The 15,901-nt window shown below is 70.1% G+C and carries 12 protein-coding genes, 1 tRNA gene, 2 pseudogenes and 1 other annotated feature; of the genes and pseudogenes, 11 read left to right on the plus strand and 4 right to left on the minus strand.

What is annotated here, in order from left to right:
* The 5 genes from VP06_RS14205 to VP06_RS14225 all read left to right on the plus strand — a co-directional run.
* The coding region (locus tag VP06_RS14205) for an efflux transporter outer membrane subunit (RefSeq protein WP_048464435.1) at positions 1–773 on the plus strand (773 nt) is incomplete at its 5' end.
* Positions 774–846: 73 nt separating this feature from the next.
* Positions 847–2,466: an ABC transporter ATP-binding protein gene (locus tag VP06_RS14210; RefSeq protein WP_048464436.1), complete on the plus strand. Its 1,620-nt coding sequence runs from the start codon at positions 847–849 to the stop codon at positions 2,464–2,466.
* Positions 2,463–3,701 carry a phosphopentomutase gene (locus tag VP06_RS14215; protein WP_048464437.1) on the plus strand — a complete coding sequence of 413 codons (1,239 nt, stop codon included), beginning with the start codon at positions 2,463–2,465 and terminating at the stop codon, positions 3,699–3,701. Before VP06_RS14210 ends, VP06_RS14215 begins: the two co-directional genes overlap by 4 nt.
* Positions 3,702–3,735: 34 nt before the next feature.
* Positions 3,736–5,121: a cytochrome P450 gene (locus VP06_RS14220; RefSeq protein ID WP_048464438.1), complete on the plus strand. Its 1,386-nt coding sequence runs from the start codon at positions 3,736–3,738 to the stop codon at positions 5,119–5,121.
* A gap of 77 nt (positions 5,122–5,198) precedes the next feature.
* Complete coding sequence (locus VP06_RS14225; protein WP_048464439.1) at positions 5,199–5,831, plus strand: TetR/AcrR family transcriptional regulator; 633 nt, start codon at positions 5,199–5,201, stop codon at positions 5,829–5,831.
* A gap of 4 nt (positions 5,832–5,835) precedes the next feature.
* Here VP06_RS14225 and VP06_RS14230 read toward each other — a convergent pair whose 3' ends face one another.
* Positions 5,836–7,311, minus strand: coding sequence for a SulP family inorganic anion transporter (locus VP06_RS14230; RefSeq protein ID WP_048464440.1), 1,476 nt, complete (start codon positions 7,309–7,311; stop codon positions 5,836–5,838).
* A 792-nt stretch (positions 7,312–8,103) separates the two neighbouring features.
* On the minus strand, positions 8,104–8,568 hold the full coding sequence (locus VP06_RS14235; RefSeq protein ID WP_048464441.1) for a peroxiredoxin: 465 nt from the start codon (positions 8,566–8,568) through the stop codon (positions 8,104–8,106).
* A gap of 338 nt (positions 8,569–8,906) precedes the next feature.
* On the opposite strand from VP06_RS14235, the gene VP06_RS14240 reads away from it, so the two are divergent.
* The 4 genes from VP06_RS14240 (at position 8,907) to VP06_RS14260 (ending at position 14,135) form a co-directional block, all read left to right on the plus strand.
* Positions 8,907–12,260 carry a YhdP family protein gene (locus tag VP06_RS14240; RefSeq protein WP_245291178.1) on the plus strand — a complete coding sequence of 1,118 codons (3,354 nt, stop codon included), beginning with the start codon at positions 8,907–8,909 and terminating at the stop codon, positions 12,258–12,260.
* Between the two features lie 93 nt (positions 12,261–12,353).
* Positions 12,354–12,428: transfer RNA gene (locus VP06_RS14245), tRNA-Gly, on the plus strand.
* Between the two features lie 829 nt (positions 12,429–13,257).
* Positions 13,258–13,764, plus strand: coding sequence for a hypothetical protein (locus VP06_RS14255; RefSeq protein WP_245291179.1), 507 nt, complete (start codon positions 13,258–13,260; stop codon positions 13,762–13,764).
* A gap of 164 nt (positions 13,765–13,928) precedes the next feature.
* The gene (locus VP06_RS14260; RefSeq protein WP_156295596.1) at positions 13,929–14,135 is read left to right on the plus strand and encodes a hypothetical protein; all 207 of its coding nucleotides are present in this window, start codon (positions 13,929–13,931) and stop codon (positions 14,133–14,135) included.
* Positions 14,136–14,240: 105 nt separating this feature from the next.
* On the opposite strand, the gene VP06_RS36320 is transcribed toward VP06_RS14260, so the two are convergent.
* Together VP06_RS36320 and VP06_RS37170 are read right to left on the minus strand one after the other, a co-directional pair.
* The gene (locus tag VP06_RS36320) at positions 14,241–14,408 is read right to left on the minus strand and encodes a hypothetical protein (RefSeq protein WP_156295597.1); all 168 of its coding nucleotides are present in this window, start codon (positions 14,406–14,408) and stop codon (positions 14,241–14,243) included.
* Between the two features lie 366 nt (positions 14,409–14,774).
* Positions 14,775–14,915: a hypothetical protein gene (locus tag VP06_RS37170; protein WP_197093207.1), complete on the minus strand. Its 141-nt coding sequence runs from the start codon at positions 14,913–14,915 to the stop codon at positions 14,775–14,777.
* A gap of 84 nt (positions 14,916–14,999) precedes the next feature.
* On the opposite strand from VP06_RS37170, the pseudogene VP06_RS37175 reads away from it, so the two are divergent.
* Positions 15,000–15,230: pseudogene (locus VP06_RS37175) on the plus strand (alpha/beta fold hydrolase); the annotation flags it as partial.
* Between the two features lie 47 nt (positions 15,231–15,277).
* Positions 15,278–15,901: pseudogene (locus VP06_RS34960) on the plus strand (IS3 family transposase); the annotation flags it as partial.
* Positions 15,559–15,675: a sequence feature (AL1L pseudoknot), on the plus strand. (Overlaps the previous pseudogene by 117 nt.)

Genomic DNA, 15,901 nt, shown 5'->3' on the forward strand with positions numbered 1-15,901 from the left:
CGGTCGGGCTGCAGCGGGCGAATCTGGAACACGCCATCGCGACGCTGATCGGCCGCCCGCCCTCGGAGCTGTCGCTCGCCCGCGGCAGCCTGCCGGCCCGGCCCCCGACCGTGCCGGTCAGCCTGCCCTCCGACCTGCTGGAGCGCCGCCCCGACATCGCGCTCGCCGAGCGCAACGTTCAGTCGCAGAGCGCCCAGATCGGCGTCGCCGTGGCGGCGTTCTATCCGACCGTCACCCTGTCGGCGAGCGGCGGCATCGCGGGCGATCCGGCGCGCAATTTCTTCTCTGCTGCCAACACGTTCTGGTCGGTGGCGGCCTCCGGCAGCCAGGTGCTGTTCGATGGCGGCGCCCGCACCGCCACCCTCCAGGCCGTCCAGGCCGCCTACGATGCCGCCGTCGCCACGTATCGCCAGACGGTGCTCACCGCTTTCCAGCAGGTGGAGAACGGTCTGGCCGGCCAGCGCATCCTCGCCCGCCAGCAGGGCGCGCAGGAACTCGCCGTGCAATCGTCGCGCCGCGCCGTCGAGATCGCGCTCAACGAGTACCGGGCCGGCACCCAGAACTACACCACCGTGGTCACCGCCCAGGCGCTGGAACTCAACAACGAGGTTTCGGCGCTCCAGGTCCGGCTCAACCGCTTCACCAACGCGGTGTCGCTGATCGGCGCCATCGGCGGCGGCTGGGACACCAGCAGCCTGCCGAGCGGCGAGGCCCTGAAGCAGTTCACGCCGCTGCCGATCGATCGCGGCCAGGCACCGCGGGTGGACGAGTAGGGCGGTTGTTTGCGCACGCCGGGGAATGACCTAAACCGGTCCACCGGCGCGCCGCCGCCCTAGTTTCGAGCCGATGACCGACCCGCTCCTCTCCGTCCAGGATCTCTCCGTCGCCTTCCGCCAGGGCGGGCGGGAGACCCGTGCCGTCGATCGCGTCTCCTTCGCCATCGCGCCCGGGGAGACCGTGGCCCTCGTCGGCGAATCCGGTTCCGGCAAGTCGGTGACGGCACTCTCGATCCTGCGCCTCGTCGATGGCGCCGTGCCGGAGGGGCGGATCCGGTTCAAGGGGCGCGACCTGCTGACGCTCTCGGAGCCGGAGATGCGCGGGATCCGCGGCGCCGACATCACCATGGTGTTCCAGGAGCCGATGACCTCGCTCAACCCGCTCCACCGCATCGCCGATCAGGTCGGCGAGGTGCTGCGGCTGCACAAGGGGATGGGCGGCGAGGCGGCCCGCGCCCGCACCCTGGAACTCCTGACTCTCGTCGGCATCCGCGACGCCGAGCGGCGCCTCGGCGCCTATCCGCACGAATTGTCCGGCGGACAGCGCCAGCGGGTGATGATCGCCATGGCGCTTGCCTGCGAGCCCGACCTGCTGGTGGCCGACGAGCCGACCACGGCGCTGGACGTCACCGTCCAGGCCCAGATCCTGTCGCTCTTGGCCGACCTGAAGGCGCGGCTCGGCATGGCGATGCTGTTCATCACCCACGATCTCGGCATCGTGCGCCGGGTCGCCGACCGGGTCTGCGTGATGCTGCAGGGCCGCATCGTCGAGACCGGGCCGGTGGCCGAGGTCTTCGCGCAGCCGCAGCACGACTATACCCGGCGCCTGCTCGCCGCCGAGCCGAAGGGCCGCGGCAACCCGGTCGCCCCGGGCGCGCCGGTCCTGGTCGAGGCCGGGCCGATCCGGGTCCATTTCCCGATCAAGACCGGGCTCCTCCGGCGCACCACCGGCCACGTCAAGGCGGTGGACGGGGTGGCCTTGAGCGTGCGCGAGGGCGAGACCGTCGGGGTGGTGGGCGAATCCGGCTCCGGCAAGACGACGCTGGGCCTCGCCATCCTGCGCCTGATCGCTTCGCAGGGACCGGTGATCTATCTCGGCCGGCGCATCGACGGGCTGTCGGCCGGCGCCATGCGGCCCCTGCGGCGCGAGATGCAGGTGGTGTTCCAGGATCCCTACGGCTCGCTCTCGCCCCGGATGTCGGTGGCCGAGATCGTCGCCGAGGGGCTGGAGGTGCAGGGGAAGGGCGGCAGCGAGACCGAGCGCCGGGAGATCGTCGCCCGGGCGCTCGCCGATGTCGGGCTCGATCCGGCCGCCATGGACCGCTATCCGCACGAATTCTCCGGCGGCCAGCGTCAGCGCATCGCGATTGCCCGCGCCATGGCCCTCGATCCCCGCTTCGTCGTCCTCGACGAGCCGACCTCGGCGCTCGACATGTCGGTCCAGGCCCAGATCGTCGAACTCTTGCGCGACCTCCAGCGCCGCCGCGGCCTCGGCTACCTGTTCATCAGCCACGACCTCAAGGTGGTCCGCGCGCTGGCCAACCGGGTGATGGTGATGCAGGCCGGGCAGGTGGTCGAGGAGGGGGCGGCGGACGAGATCTTTTCCGCGCCGCGCACCGACTACACCCGTGCCCTGTTCGCCGCCGCCTTCGACCTCGCAGCGGCCCCGACCGGGGCGGTGCGCGAATGAGCCGGGCGCTCCTCATCGTCCTCGATTCCGTCGGCATCGGCGGCGCGCCGGATGCCGCGGAGTTCGGCGACGCGGGCGCCGATACCCTCGGCCACATCGCGCAGGCCTGCGCGGCGGGACGCGGCGACCGGGCGGGCCTGCGTGCCGGCCGCTTGACCCTGCCGAACCTCGCCGCTCTCGGCCTCGGCCTCGCCGCGGAGGGCGCGAGCGGCCGGATGCCCCCCGGCCTCGCGCCGATCGGGCCGGTTCTCGGCGCCTACGGCCACGCGGTCGAGCGCGCCCGGGGCAAGGACACCGTGTCGGGCCACTGGGAGATCGCCGGCGTGCCGGTGGATTTTTCCTGGGGTCATTTCCCGGCGACGCGGCCGGCCTTCCCGCCCGAACTGGTCCAAGCCCTGATCGAGGAGGCGGGACTGCCGGGGATCCTCGGCGATCGGCACGCCTCCGGCACCGCGATCATCGAGGAACTGGGCGCGGAGCATGTCCGGACCGGCAAGCCGATCTGCTACACCTCCGTCGACAGCGTGTTCCAGATCGCCGCCCACGAGGCGGCGTTCGGGCTCGACCGGCTCTATGCCGTCTGTGCCATCGCCCGCCGGCTCTGCGATCCGTACCGCATCGGCCGGGTCATCGCCCGGCCCTTCCTCGGCGATGAAGGCCAAGGCTTCACCCGCACCGCCAACCGGCGCGACCTGGCGGTGCCGCCGCCCGGCGACACGCTTCTCGACCGCCTGACCGCCGCGGGGCGGCCGGTGGTGAGCGTCGGCAAGATCGGCGACATCTTCGCCCACCGGGCGACCGGCCGCGAGATCAAGCCCGGCGGCAACGACGCCTGCCTGACGGCGGCCCTCGACGCCCTCGCCACGCTCGCCGCGGGCGGCTTCGTCTTCGCCAACCTCGTCGAGTTCGACACCGAGTACGGCCATCGCCGCGACGTGCCGGGCTACGCCGCGGCTCTGGAGCGCTTCGACGCCCGGGTGCCGGAGATCCGGGCGGCGTTGCGGCCCGGCGATCTCTGCCTCGTCACCGCCGACCACGGCAACGACCCGACCTGGGCCGGCACCGACCATACCCGCGAGCAGGTGCCGGTCCTGGCCTTCGGGCCGGACATCGCCGCCGGCCCCCTCGGGCGGCTCGATGTCGCGGCGATCGGCCGGAGGGTGGCGGACCATCTCGGCCTGTCCGATCCCGGCTCGCCCGATCCCAGCTTGGCGGAGCCCGGACCGCTCGCGTAAAGCGACGGGATCGCTCCAGCGGAGACTCGCCGCCTTGTCCCTCACGGCTTCCGGCACGCTCCCGGTCGACGCGCACGCGCCGGGATCCTATGCGCCGCCGGTCCCGGCCCTCGCCGAGCGGGTCGGCTGGCTCACGCTTCTCGGCGCGTTCGGGCGCAACACCCTGGAGGCCCTGCCCCGCACCTGTCTCGATACGCCGGCGGTGACGATCCCGCTGCCCGGGGGCGGCCGGATGGTGCTGCTCGCGACGCCGGCCGGCGCCCGCCACGTCCTGCTCACGGCGACCGAGGATTTCTTGCGCCTGCCCGCCGGCCGGCGGGTGATCGGTCCGATCGCCGGGAACGGCCTGGTGCTCGCCGACGGCGAGGCGTGGCGCCACCAGCGCAAGGTGCTGGCTCCCGCCTTCACGCCCCGCACCCTGCCGCTGATGCTGCGCTTCGTCGCCCGAGCCGCGGAGGAATCCTGCCGCCGGCTGGCGGAGGGGCTCGGCGCCCCGGCCGATCTGCGCGCCGAGATGCAGCGCGTCGCCCTCGACATCGCCACCACCTCGATGTTCTCCCTCGAGACCGGGACGCTGGGCACCGAGATCCGCATGCTCGTCTCCGGCTATCTCGACCGGCTGGGGAAGCCGACCGTGGCCGATTTCCTGCTGCCGCCGGGCTGGCCGACCCCGTCGAGCCCGCGGCGGGCGCTGTTCCGCCGCCGCTGGCTCACCACCGTGCGGGCGGTGCTGGCGGCGCGGCGGGGGCAGGCGGCGGGTGAGGCGCGCGACCTGTTCGACCTCCTCGTCGAGGCCCATGGCGACGCGCCCGGCGGCTTGCTCGCCGACGAGGTCGGCACCCTGATCGTCGCCGGCCACGAGACCACCGCCTCGACCCTGTTCTGGGCCTGCACGCTGCTGGCCCGGGAGCCGGCGGTGCAGGACGCGCTCGCCGCGGAGGCGGCCGGCCTCGACCTGTCGGAGGAGGGGGCGGCCGCGTCCCTGCCGCATCTGCGGCGTGCCAGGGCGCTGGCCCAGGAGACGCTGCGGCTCTATCCCCCGGTCTACGTCATCGCCCGCCGCGCCGCGCGGGCGAGCGTGATCGAGGGGACGGAGATCCCGCAAGGCAGCATCGTGATGATCCCGACCTGGGTGCTCCACCGCAATCCGCGCTGGTGGGACCGGCCGGAAATCTTCGACCCGCACCGCTTCCTCGATCGCCCGGAACCCGATCGCTTCGTCTACCTGCCGTTCGGCGCCGGCCCGCGGATCTGCATCGGCGCGCAGCTGGCGCTGGCCGAAGCGACCCTGGTCCTGGCGCGGCTGATGCGCGGCTTTCGCCTCTCCTGCGACGGCGACCGGCCGGTGCTGCCGGTCGCGACGACGACGTTGCGGCCGGACCACGTGCCGCGCTTCCGTCTGGAGCGCCGCCCCGGTTGAGCCTGCCGCCGGCGCAAAAATGCTCTATGGGCTTGCAGGGTGGCCGGTCCGGCCCCGCGTAAGAGACTGAAGACACGGTGCGACCCTGGCGCAGCGGCCCGTCCGACCGGCGCGGCTACCATCACGGCAACCTCAAGGAGGCCCTGATCGAGGCCGCGCGCCGCTTCATTGCGGAGCGCGGCATCGGCGGCTTCACCCTGGTCGATGCGGCGCGCCTCGTCGGCGTCTCGCCGGCGGCGCTCTACCGCCATTTCCGCGGCCGCGAGGCCCTGCTGGAAGAGGTGGCCGAGCGCGGCTTCACCGAACTCGCCGCGCGCCTCGCCCGGGCGTTGCGCGGCCCCGGCACGCCGCTGGAGCGCTTCACCCGCATGGGCGAGGCATACCTGACCTTCGCGGAGGAAGAGCCGGGCTACTATGCGGCCATCTTCGAAGCCCGGCCGGTCGGACCCGACGGTTCCCCACCGGTCCAGGCCCCGCGCGACCGCGACGCCTTCGGCCTCCTGGTCGAGGCGCTGCGGCATACCTTCCCGGATGGTTTCTCGGGCGGCGTCGATCCGCGCTTCGTCGCCCTGGAGGTCTGGGCCCTCTCGCATGGCATCGCGACCCTCGCCGCCGCCGGCCGGCTGCCGACCGGCCCCGGCCTGCCGACCAAGTACGACCTCTTGCGGGCCGGGGTCGTCGCCATGGTGCACGGGGCGCGAGCGCGTTAGGGGCTCAATGCCCGGAGGCGAGCGCCGCCCCCGGCTTGTCGTGGGTGCCGAGCGTCTCGACCAGCGTCGCCGAGGCGACGTTGAGCCCGACGATCTCGACCGGCACCCCGTGGTGGCGGAACTTCAGCACCACCCGGTCGAGGGCGTGGACGGCGGTCAGGTCCCAGAAATGGGCGTCCGTCAGGTCGATCACCACCCGCTCCAGATCCTCCTCGCGGACATCGAAGCCGGCATGGAAGGCTTCCGCGGTGGCAAAGAAGATCTGACCCGTGACCCGGTAGGTGCGGATGCGGCCCTCCCGCGACGAGGTCACGGCGAAGAATCGGGTGACCTTGTGGGCGAAGAACAGCCCGCTCAAGACCACGCCGAACAGCACGCCCTTGGCGAGGTCGTGGGTGGCGAGCACCACCGCGACGGTGCCGAGCATCACGATGCTCGACGTGGTCGGATGGGTGACGAGGGTGCGGATCGAGCGCCACTGGAAGGTGTTGATCGACACCATGATCATCACCGCGACCAGGGCCGCCATCGGGATCTGCGCCACGTAGGGCCCGAGCACCACGATCAGGAACAGCAGGAAGGCGCCGGCCCACAGGGTCGAGAGCCGGCCGCGGCCGCCCGACGAGACGTTGATCACCGACTGCCCGATCATCGCGCAGCCGGCCATGCCGCCGAACAGGCCGGCGGTGACGTTGGCCAGCCCCTGGCCGGCGCATTCGCGGTTCTTGTTCGAGGTGGTGTCGGTGCGCTCGTCGACGATCGCCGCGGTCATCAGGCTCTCGAGCAGGCCGACCATCGCGAGCGTCAGGGCATAGGGCAGGATGATCCCGAGCGTTTCCAGGGTCAGCGGCACCTGAGGCAGCGCGAAGCTCGGCAGCTCGCTCGGCAGCGCCCCCATGTCGCCGACGGTGCGGATGCCGAGGCCGAGGCTCATCGACAGGGCGGTGAACAGCACGATCGCCACCAGCGCCGAGGGCACGGCCTTGGTCAGGTAGGGGAGGCCGTAGATCAGCGCGAGGCCGGCGGCGGTCATGGCGTAGACGACCGGCCCGCGGCCGATCAGCTCCGGCATCTGGGCAAGGAAGATCAGAATCGCCAGCGCGTTGACGAAACCGGTGACGACCGAGCGCGAGACGAAGCGCATCAGGTTGCCGAGCTTGAGCGCACCGGCGGCGATCTGGATCAGGCCGGTCAGGATCGTCGCGGTGAAGAGGTGGCCGAGGCCGTGGTCCTTCACCAGCGTCGTCATCACCAGCGCCATCGCGCCGGTGGCGGCCGAGATCATCGCCGGACGCCCGCCCGCGATAGCGGTGACGACCGCAATGCAGAACGAGGCGTAGAGCCCGACCTTCGGGTCGACCCCCGCGATGATCGAGAAGGCGATCGCTTCCGGGATGAGGGCAAGCGCCACGACGGTGCCGGCCAGGATCTCGCGCGTGACGTCGGGCGCCCATTCGCGCCGCAGGCGGACGAGGTTCATGGAAACTGAGCTTTCGAAAGAGAGGCGCGGTGGCGCGCGCGAGGATGGCCGGCCACGCGATGCGGACGGGCACACGACAGGAGTGGGAGACGACGCGGGAGAGCGGGCGCTACGGCGGCGTGGGCCGCGAGACCGGGATGGCTCGATCCTGCATCATGGGCGGTGCGTAACACGGGCCGTTGCCGCGATGCAATGGAGCGAGGCGATCAAACTTCCGATCTCCGGGCGCGTCTCCATCCCTGGACGCAACCAGACGAGACTGGCGTGGGACATCTCGGTTCCCCGCGGGCGACGGCCTTGAGGGAAGGGTGTCTCCGGCCGTGAGGGCGCCGGCGCGCCTGGCCGAAACGCCTACCCCATCCCGCGCGACGACCTTGGGACCCGGTGGCGTGGGCGTTCCAGCCGCCTGGGCGGGCCACGATCCACGTCAACCCGCCGAGGCTGCCGATGGGTGAGGGGTGCGCCGACGTCATGGACTGCCCTCGCAGGCGCGTCCGAACTCCGCCACTGCCGGCAGGGCAAGCCTCGTCCTGACCGTTTCCCGGACGATTTCGGCCAAGCCCGAGATCGCCCGGGGGAAAGCCGCGCTGCCTTTGAGGGGGACGCACTCGGACCAAGGTGTGTGAGAATACGCAAGCCCATATCGGGGAGGGACAGCGCACGCCTTGACGAGGGGGCCTCCGCAGCGGCGACGTGTGAGCCTTCAAGTCCACACGGGGCAGGGGCGTGTGGCGTCCCTGCCAGCGGCTGGGCGCGTCCGATGCGTCACGATGCGCTGTCGGATCGTGATCCTCACAACGCCTTCGCCGCCGCCAGCACCGCATCGGCATGGCCCGGCACCTTCACCTTCTGCCAGATCTTCGCGATCGTCCCGTCCCGGTCGAGCAGGAACGTCGTGCGCTCGACACCCATGTACTTGCGGCCATACATGCTCTTCTCGACCCAGACGCCGTAGGCTTCGAGCATCGCTTTGGTCTCGTCCGAAGCGAGCGGAAATTCCAGGCCGTACTTCTCCCGGAACTTGTCGTGGCTCTTCATCGGGTCGGGCGAGACGCCGATCACCGCGGTGTCGGCATCGGCGAAGGCCGCACGGAGCCCGTTGAAAGCCTGGGCCTCCAGGGTGCAGCCGCTGGTGTCGTCCTTGGGGTAGAAGTACAGAACGGCCTTGCGTCCCTTCAGGCTGGCGAGGCTCAGGGTTTCGCCGCCGGTCGCCGGCAGCGAGAAGTCGGGGGCGGGGTCGCCCGGGTTCAGCGCCATCGTGCCTTCCTTTCGGCCGATTGATGGTGTGCCTCTGCGGGAGGCGGGCAGCGCGGCGACGGGCCGGCCCGGCGCGCCGCACGACGGATAAGCGGCAGCACGTTACCCTCCGGTCACCGGAAGGGGCAATCATCGGCAGCGGCCTCGCCGCCCGGAACGTGGCCGTCACGTGCCGGGAACGGGTCGTTTCAGAGGGCGGCGCTCGGTGGGGCGCCCGGAGTGGCGACGCACGCGTGACGACAGGCCGAGCGAAACCAGGAATTGACCACGTCCCGCAGCCTGGCCGCGAGGCTCAGGCTCCGTATGCCGCACGGATCAAGGCGGCGCCGCGGTCGCTGGTGCGGACCTGCATCCGCGGCGTCCTGCTGCTCAAGCTCGCGGCCGTCATCCTCCTGGGCGTCGGCCTCGGCCTCGCTTACTTGCGCCTGGCGAGCGGCCCGCTGAGCTTCTCCTGGGTCGAGCCCCGGGTCGCGGCGGGGATCGCCGAGCGTCTCGGCCCGGGCTGGAGCGTGAGCCTGCGCGACAGCGCCATCGAGATCGACCGGGACGGGGCGTTGGCCCTGCGCACCGCCGGCCTCGACATCCGCAACCCGGAGGGCGACCTCGTGGTGCGGGCGCCGCTCGCCGTGGTCGCCATCGACCTGTGGTCGCTCCTCGGCCTCTCGGTCCAGGCTCGCTCGGTCGAGTTCCGCGACCTGCAATTGCGAGCGCTGCTGCACCATGACGGCTCGATCGCCTTCGCGGCGTCCAACGACCCGTCCGAGGTGAAGCCCCACACGCCGCCGGCAGTGGTGGCCGCCCGCGGCACCGTGTCACCGGTCTCCGCCACCGTGGCGTCGATCCTGAGCCTGGTGCTCGATCCCTCCGGCGTGATCGGCAGCCTCGACCGGGCCCGCCTGACCAATGCCCGCCTGACGCTCCTCGACGAATCCGGCGCCGAGCGCGTGGTCTTCCCGCGGGTCGACGGGCTGTTCAATCGCGACGCGACGCGCCCGGCCCGGGTGTTCGAGATGCGGATCGTCGGGCCGAACGGGCCCTGGCGATTCGGCGGCGACGTGGAGCAGGCCCCCGATGGCGGGCGCCATGGCGTCCTCACCCTCGACGACCTGCCGGTCCCCGACCTTTTGCTGCTCTCCGGCCAGTCGCGCCTGCCGCTGACCACCGACCTGAAGCTCTCCGGCCGCGCCCAGGTGGCGATGCATGGCGCGCGCCTCGACGGCATGACGCTGCGGCTGACCACCAGCGAGGGCAACCTGCTGATCGAGGAGAAGGATTTCAACCCGGTGACGATCGAGGCGGTGACGGTCGACGCCGCCTGGGACGAGGCGCGCCGCGCCCTGAAGGTCGACGCCCTCGATTACCGCGGTGCCGGCAACCGCGTCCGCCTCGCCGGCGAGTGGGTGGCCGGGCCCGACGGGGCCGGGCCGGGCTGGACCGCCACCCTGTCGGGCAGCGGTGCGGTGCTGCGGGGCGCTGCTCCGAGCGATTCTCCCGTCAAGGTCGCCAAGGTCGAGGCCCGCCTCTCGGGCCGCGATGACGGCGTGCAGATCGACGGCCTCACCCTCTCGGGGGACGGGGTGCACGGCACCCTCAGCGGTACGCTCGGCACCAAGGCCGACGAGGGCGGCCTGACCCTGCGCATCACCGCAGACCGTACCGACGGGCGTGCGGCGCTGCGGCTTTGGCCCGAGAACGTCGCGCCGCCGATCCGCACCTACCTCGTCGACAACCTGCGGGGCGGGCGCCTCGACAGCCTCGACATCGTGGTCGACATGACCATGGCCGAATTCGCCGCCGCCACCCGCGGCGAGCCGATGCCCGACCAGGCGGTGCGGATCGCCTTCGCGGTGAGCGAGGGCGGGCTCACCATCTCCAACGACGCGCCGCCGCTCTCCCGCGCCCGGGTCTCCGGGCTCGTCACCGGACGCAACACCACGATCCGCGGCGCCAATGCCGAGATCCGCATGCCGGACGGGCGGGCGCTCGCCCTTCAGGACGGCTCCTTCCTTATCAAGGATGCGGTGCCGAACAACGTCACCGCGCAGATCGGGCTACGCCTCGCCGGCGGCGCCGACGCCCTGGCCTCCCTGCTCCAGAGCAAGCTCTTCCGCTCGCTGTCCGGCACCGAACTCGACCCCGGCGCCTTGCGCGGCCAGGCCGACCTGCGCATCGACTTCCCGCTCTCCCTCGAGGCCGTGCCCGACATCGCCGACCTGCCGGTGGTGATGAGCGGGACGCTCACCGACATCGTGGCCGAGCGCCTGGTCGGCAAGGAGAAGCTGGAGAATGGCCGCTTCACCCTCGCCTACGACCGCAACGGCTTCAGCCTGAAGGGCGACGGACGCCTCGCCGGGGCCCCTCTGACCGTCGACCTGCACCAGCCGAAGGCCGGCGCCCCGGGCGAGGCTGTCGTGACCATGGCCCTCGACGACGCGGCCCGCGCCCGCAAGGGGCTGCCTACGGCTCCCGCGCTCGCCGGCCCGGTGAATGCCCGCGTCGTCGTGCCGTTCGGCCGGCCGGGCAAGACCCCGATCCGGGTCGAAGCGGACCTGAGCAAAGCGAGCATCGACGGCCTCCTGCCGGGCTGGACCAAATCGGCCGGCAAGCCGGGCCGCCTGACGCTCACCCTCACCGACACCGGACAGGGCAGCGACCTGCGCGACATCGCGCTCGATTCGGGCCCGGTGCAGCTGCGCGGCAGTGCCGCGCTCAACGCCGAGGGCGGCTTCGAGCGGGCCGACCTCACCAGCCTCAAGCTCTCCCCGGGCGACGACATCCGCGCCCAGGTCGAGCGCGCCGGCACCGGCTACCGGATCAACGCCAAGGGTGGCGTCGCCGATGCGCGTCCGTTCCTGCGCGCGCTCACCGCGCCGCCGCGAAAGGGCAGCAAGGAGACGTCCGCCCGCGACATCGAGGCCGATCTCAACTTCGCGATCCTGACCGGCTTCAACGACGAGGCGCTGACCAATGCCAGCCTGAAGCTGTCCCTGCGCGGCGACGACGTGCGCCAGGCCCGGATCCAGGGCCGCCTGCGCTCGGCCGGGGTGAGCCTGGAGGTGGCGAAGCCCGACCGCGGGAGCCCTCCGGTGCTCAACGCCGAGACCAGCGACGCCGGCGCGGCGCTCCGCTTCCTCGACATCTACAAGCGCATGCAGGGCGGGTTCCTGTCGCTTCAGATGGGCCTGAACGACGGGCCGCAATCGGGCCTGGTGCAGGTTCGCTCCTTCGCGCTGCGCAACGAACCGGCGCTCGGCCGGATCATGGCCCAGGGCGAGACCGAGGACCGGCATAGCGACGCCAACGACGTCGGTTTCGATCGCCTGCGCGCCGCCTTCCAGCGCGCCGGCACCCGCATTGCCTTCACCGAGGCGGCGATCTCCGGCCCGGCGATGGGCTTCACCCTGGGCGGCTGGATCGATACCGGCAAGGACCGTACCGACGTGTCCGGCACCTTCGTGCCGCTCTACGGCCTCAACAACGTGGTGTCCCAGGTGCCGCTCTTCGGCCCGCTCCTCGGCGGCGGCCACAACGAGGGCCTGTTCGCCATCAACTTCAGGGTCGCCGGCGCGATGAGCGCGCCGAACATCACCGTCAACCCGCTTTCGGCGATCGCCCCGGGCTTCCTGCGCAAGCTCTTCGGCGCCGGCGGCGGCGATCCCAACGCCCCCCAGTCCCAGCGCATGGAGCGCTGACCCGACCGGCCGCCCGCGGGGCCCACGAGGGCCTCCGGGCCTGCCATTTCGGAGTGGACAGCGCCCGGGCGACCCCGTATGAGGGTGGCCACCGCGGGCGTAGTTCAGTGGTAGAACGTCAGCTTCCCAAGCTGAATGTCGTCGGTTCGATCCCGATCGCCCGCTCCACTCCTTTTGCGCTATGTCACCAGGCGGTTACGAGGATTCCCTCAAGCGCTTTCGAGGCCGTTCTGGTATCAGATTTTGGCATGATACCAGCATGATACCAGTTTCAGGCCTGGCTCATGGCCCGCCTGATTGGGTCTGAGGCGGCCCCTCAAACTTTCCTGTGTCGAACTCCGGCACCCTCCCACGAAGGATATGCGGTCACCCTTCGGAGGCCGCCATGCCCGCCAACGCCTACCTTAGCCTGACTTCGCTCTCCGGGACGCGACCGCATGCCGTCCCCGACGATGTGCGGGGATTCCGTCGCGAGGACCCTGCGGGCCGGTGCTCTTCCTGCCGCCACCATGCCAGCTTCGAGGGACCGGCGCCGGCGACGCGCTACTCGGTGGAGGCCGCCGTCGCCGACGTCTGCCTGGCGTACCGGCGCGAGCTTCTCGTCGCCCGACCGACGACGCGGCGGTGCGGGCGGTTCGAGGCGTTGCCGGCGCCCGCGCTCCTTGACGAGCTCCGCCCGCACGGGGCGGAGGTGAACGGCCCGGCGTCGCCGTCGAGGCCCCGTCCGTGAAAGAATCTGTACCCTCAAAAGTTAATGGCGGGCCTCGGGAGGGTCTCTGAAATGTATTTTATACGAGTCACTTCGTAGAACAAACCAAGAACATAACCTACAAAGAAGACATTAATACTTAGTAATTTAGGAATTACATTAAGTTTTCCAAGTGGTAAACGCATATTATTTAGTATTGCGTCGAATTTTATGTTTTTGATTAAGTCGAATGTGATGCGCCTCTCGGCACGATGCCATCATCGAGAGGCAGGGGAGATGACAATGCGCTTGTACCACTTCACGTCCCTTGGACACCTGCCCGTCATCATCTCGACCGGTGGCCTGTGGAGGGGAGAGGTCCCCGTCGGCGATGGGAGCCAAAGCTTGCGGGCCACTTGGCTCACGACGGACCCGGACCCACGTGGCCACGGCCTCGACGGAAGCGCCGCCGACAAGCGGGAGGTGCGCGTCACGGTCGTCATCCCTTCGAGCGACCGCGGCCTCAAGCAATGGCTCAAGTTCACCCGTACCTCGTTCGGCAGGCTGGCCGATGAGTGCGTCGAGCAGCTCGTTCGCACGGGAGGCGGCAAGCGTAAGGCGGAGACCTGGTACATCTACCCGGACCAGATCCCGCCGACCGAGTTTCGCGCCATCGAGATCCGCAGACCCGATGGGAGCTACACCCGCCTGGAGCCGGCTGACCTCGCGACCTTGGTGGCGCACGAGGGGCTGGAAGAGGCAGTGCGTGCGGACTTCAGCGAAATGCGCGCCCGCATGCCCTCCCGTGCCGCCTAACCGGCCTTCGCCTTACCACCGCCGCTCGGCATCTCACCGGGCATAGCGAGCGCCCAGATTCGCCAGACAAATGCGACCGGCCATGCGGCATGGTGCCCACAGCAGAAAGAATAGAGGCGAGCGCAATGCAGAGAACAAACATGAGGGGCATGACTGAGGCCGAGATGGCCAAGCACATCGCACGGGGCACCGAGAACCACATCGTCATCGACACAGCGCCGGACTCCGAGGCCAAGATGGCCGAAATCATGGATCTCGCCGATGTCGTTTATGCGGTCTGGGCCGAGACGGACAAGCGGAAGCCGAAGATTTCCGGCCACGCCCTCGTCATGTTGAAGGGGCGCCCCGTGGCCGCAGTCCATGCTGAATAGCGGTTCGAGTAATTCCTTGGCACACATCACTATTATGCTCGAAAACCACTCATCCGCCTACGGCGCCTGCGCCCGTTACGGTAATGAGGCCGAGCCCAAGGCTGCCTAACCGTGCTGTGCCTTCACCGCCCGGCGCTCGGCATCCCGCCGGGCATAGCAGTCGCCCACCTCAGCGGCATCGCGGGGCAGCCTCTCCTGACAGGGGGCCGCCTCGCGGAGCGCGTAAGCGAACCGCGGGGCGAGGACGACGACCGGCCAGAGCAGCGGCCTCACACTTCCCCTCCGTCCTACCCAGCGAACCCCCTGACATCCAGGCGGACATGGTTGATGCCCGTCCACGTCCACGCCACGTACACCCCGATCTGAGGATAGCTGCTCTCCCGAGAGGCTCCCGATCCTAACCTAGAGGGGGGCTTGCGACATCGCTCGGGCGTTTGCCGCATGCTGTGTTAACCCGTGCTTTTGACCCCTTGCAGACCTTCGAACGGCGCTCATCGCAGGACCGCATGAGGTAGGAAAGCGGACATTATAGCGCAATTCCGCTCCGACGGGCGGGCGTGTCTCATCCGATACGGTTTAAAGGCTCGACGCCGTCATCGGCCCTGGCGGGCAAGCTTTCACGTGCGGGCAGGACGCCGGTCAGGAAATTTTTTCTTCAAGGGGAAATGTTATACGACCAAGCTGTTGTCCCACGTGGATCTGTGCGGGGAAGGCGGCATGCCGTCCAAAATCGTGGGCGACCTCGATGTTGCCTACATGGATGCGGGGCGAGAGGATCATCCGGCCGTTCTTCTCCTGCACGGCTGGCCCGATGATGCCTCGACCTGGGATCACGTTGTCGTGCGATAGACAGAGAACGGCTTCCGTACCCTAGTGCCGAGCCTGCGCGGCTTTGGTGAAACGCGCTTCCGGTCGAGCACCGCGGCGCGCTCGAGCGACCCGGCCATTTTAGCGCTGGATGCAATCGGCCTCATGGATGCCATCGGTCTCGAGCGGTTCGCCGTGGTTGGGCACGACTGGGGTTCCAGCGTTGCCGAGTCGCTCGCGGTCGGCTGGCCTGAGCGCGTCGAGTGCATCGCTCTGCTCTCGACGTGAACCGCCCCGGATTTCCCGGAGGCTCCAACTTCTGAGAGGATGGAGCCATGACGAAGCGAACAACCCCGTTTTCCCCTGAGGTGCGCGAGCGCGCGGTGCGGATGGTGCACGACCATGAAGGCGAGCACGGCTCGCAGTGGTCAGCGATCCAGTCGATTGCCGCTGAGATCGGTTGCTCGGGCGAGACGCTGAGGAACTGGGTGCGCCAGTCCGAGCGGGATCAAGGCGTGCGCCCCGGCCAGACGACGGACGAGCGCCAGCGGATCAAGGCGCTTGAACGTGAGAACCGTGAGCTGCGCCAAGCCAACGAGATCCTGCGCAAGGCGAGCGCGTATTTTGCCATGGCGGAGCTCGACCGCCGGTCACGGCCATGATCGACTTCATCGACGATCATCGGGAGATCTACGGAGTCGAGCCGATCTGCAGGGTGCTGCCGAACGCCCCGTCGACCTACTACCTGCATGCTGCCCGGCGTACTGACCCCGAGAAGCAGCCGGTCCGTGCGCGCAGTGACGCTGCGTTGATGATCGAGATCCAGCGCGTGTTCGAGGCCAACTTCTGCGTCTACGGCGTGCGCAAGATCTGGCGGCAACTGGCCCGGGAGGGGATCGTGACCGCGCGATGCACGGTGGCGCGGTTGATGCGCATGATGGGCTTGGCGGGGGTGGTGC

The organism is Methylobacterium aquaticum, assembly GCF_001043915.1.
GTDB classification, from domain to species: domain Bacteria; phylum Pseudomonadota; class Alphaproteobacteria; order Rhizobiales; family Beijerinckiaceae; genus Methylobacterium; species Methylobacterium aquaticum.